Origin of the sequence: Hyphomonas oceanitis SCH89, assembly GCF_000685295.1 — a bacterium.
Classification (GTDB): Bacteria; Pseudomonadota; Alphaproteobacteria; order Caulobacterales; family Hyphomonadaceae; genus Hyphomonas; species Hyphomonas oceanitis.
In genome coordinates, this window is the sequence record NZ_ARYL01000097.1 from 1 (window position 1) to 2,176 (window position 2,176).

Genomic DNA, 2,176 nt, shown 5'->3' on the forward strand with positions numbered 1-2,176 from the left:
TTTTTCAGGTTGCCGCCCAAGGGGTATCGGGCGGTTGCTACGTATTACGCAGCTCGCGCGCAGCACCCTCAGGACCAGATGCAGCTCCCTGCACAATTCTTCAAAAGGCAAACCATGTTCGACCCCCGTTTGCTCGCCGCAATTGTCATGGTTCTGTGGGCGTCATGCTATCCACTGATCACGCTGGGACTTGATGACGCACCACATCTGACCTTCGCAGCCCTCAGGGCGATAATTGCCGGCACCGTACTGATCACTGTAGCCGGGCTCAAGCACGCGCCCCTGCCCCGTACGCCTGCCGCCTGGGGCTGGATTATCCTGGCGGGCCTTAGCATGACGACTTTTGGCTATTTCGGTATGTTTCATGCCGCCGACTTCCTGTCGCCAGGCCTCGCAACGGTGATTGAAAGCCTCCAGCCCCTGCTGGCTTCGCTGCTGGCGATCGTGTTCTTGCGCGAACGGCTCGGCCCGGCGGCGTGGTTTGGCCTTGTCCTTGGCATTATTGGTGTCGTACTTATCGCCGGCCCGCGCATTTTTGCGCCTGGTGGCGCCTCTACAGCACTTGGCATTGGCTTTGTCGTTCTCGCAACGAGCGGTGTCGCTATCGGCAATATTGCAATAAAGATGCTGTCGGTCGAAGTCGATGCCGCCATGGCCATGGGCCTTCAACTCCTTGTTGGGGCGCTTCCGATCACATTTCTGGCCCTGGTAACTGAAACACCCTCAGCAATAAACTGGTCGCCCGTTTTCATCATTTCGCTGCTTGGTCTCGCATTGCCCGGAACGGCTCTGGCCTATTGGCTTTGGCAAACCACTCTCAAGTCACTTGATGTTTCAAAGGCGGCCGCTTTCAGTTTCCTGGTCCCGATCATTGGCGTCAGCCTGGGTGCCGGCTTCTTCGGCGAGCCGTTAACCGCAAGTGTCATAAGTGGAGTGATCTTCGCCGCGATTGGCGTGTACCTCGCTTCGCGTCCGCGAAAATCGCGATCCCGCTCTGCTTTGACACCGCCTGCGTCCTAATTATCGGCATTGACCTGGCTCTGAAGACTCTTCCGGGCGCGATAAACGCGTGTCTCAACGGTCTTGACCGATACACCCAGGATGTCGGCGACTTCGCTCTGGGGCAAGTCCTGCAGAACTTGCAGTGTGAAAGCCTGTTTCAGCTTTCCCGGAAGCGCGTCAATCAGGGCACTTACCCTTGCCAGCTCGTCACGACGTTCATATTCCTCCGAAATATTTTGCGAAGGGTCGGCGATGTCGGGGCGATCAGGCCCATCAAGCGGCGCGGCGGTAAAGAAGAAGCTGCGCACAGCGCGTTTACGGCCATGATCGCGCACCTTGTTGAGCGCGATATGGTAGAGCCATGTCGAGAATTTACGCGAAGGGTCGTAACGGGCCAGACCGCTCCAGGCAGCCGCGAATGCATCCTGCAGCACGTCATAAGCGTCGTCACTCCCCTGCATGCAACGATGTATGTAGCGATAGAGAGGTTCTTTATACCGGCGCATGAGTTCGGTGAAGGCGCGCTCGTCGCCCCCTGCTGCGGCTAGAGCAAGCTCCGCGTCGTTTCGCTCGGTTTCATGCACCTGGCTAAGCCTAGTCCCCCGTCAGTGCCCGAACGACTTCTGCATCGAAGACTGCCGCCTGCTCCTCTGTAAGCAGTTCTCGCATTTCAAATACATGTTCGATGGTCAATTTCTGCAATTCCCCCATTGCCTGATGAAACTCCTCAATTGCCGCCTGAACCCTCGGCGAGTTTGTCTTGTCTGCGCTGATCGCCTCTGCGAGCGCCCGATTTGCTCCCTTGAGCCGGGCTTCTAGCTCGGATTTGCGGATCGCAAACCTGTCTTCAATCACGTCCAGTTTCCCTGCCTGATCCTTGCTCAGGTTCAGGTCGTGATGGATCAGATCATGCAGTCCCGCCGCTGAGCTGGACGGACGGGCATTGTTCAGAGGTCCCGATAAAAATACTCCCGTCATGCCCGCGCACAGAGCGATGAAGGCGACGATAATCCAGTGTTCCAGCTTCATCCGCCTGTGATTATCCCAGGAGACCCGATGGCGCAAACGGTGCCTGCGTCGAAAATACTTCAAATCCAGAGGCTGGCGGGCCCGATGGGGCGGCCAATATACCGACAGAAAGTCCAATAGCGACCGCGAGGGTCATCGCGCCAAT

General features: G+C 57.4%; 3 protein-coding genes. 1 reads left to right on the plus strand and 2 read right to left on the minus strand.

The genetic code is table 11. The features are described 5' to 3' along the window. Positions 1-114 precede the first annotated feature (114 nt). Positions 115-1,020: a DMT family transporter gene (locus HOC_RS20305; RefSeq protein WP_034742848.1), complete on the plus strand. Its 906-nt coding sequence runs from the start codon at positions 115-117 to the stop codon at positions 1,018-1,020. On the opposite strand, the gene HOC_RS20310 is transcribed toward HOC_RS20305, so the two are convergent. Further along, a complete protein-coding gene (locus HOC_RS20310) occupies positions 1,017-1,586 on the minus strand; it encodes an RNA polymerase sigma factor (protein ID WP_034742845.1) in 570 nt (189 codons plus the stop codon). The genes HOC_RS20305 and HOC_RS20310 overlap by 4 nt on opposite strands. A gap of 10 nt (positions 1,587-1,596) precedes the next feature. Beyond that, positions 1,597-2,031: a Spy/CpxP family protein refolding chaperone gene (locus tag HOC_RS20315; protein WP_035542328.1), complete on the minus strand. Its 435-nt coding sequence runs from the start codon at positions 2,029-2,031 to the stop codon at positions 1,597-1,599. Positions 2,032-2,176: the final 145 nt, after the last annotated feature.

Excerpts from the sequence above, each read along its gene's own strand:
- HOC_RS20315 (WP_035542328.1), bottom strand. The coding sequence starts at position 2,031 with ATGAAGCTGGAACACTGGATTATCGTCGCCTTCATCGCTCTGTGCGCG.
- HOC_RS20305 (WP_034742848.1), top strand. The coding sequence starts at position 115 with ATGTTCGACCCCCGTTTGCTCGCCGCAATTGTCATGGTTCTGTGGGCG.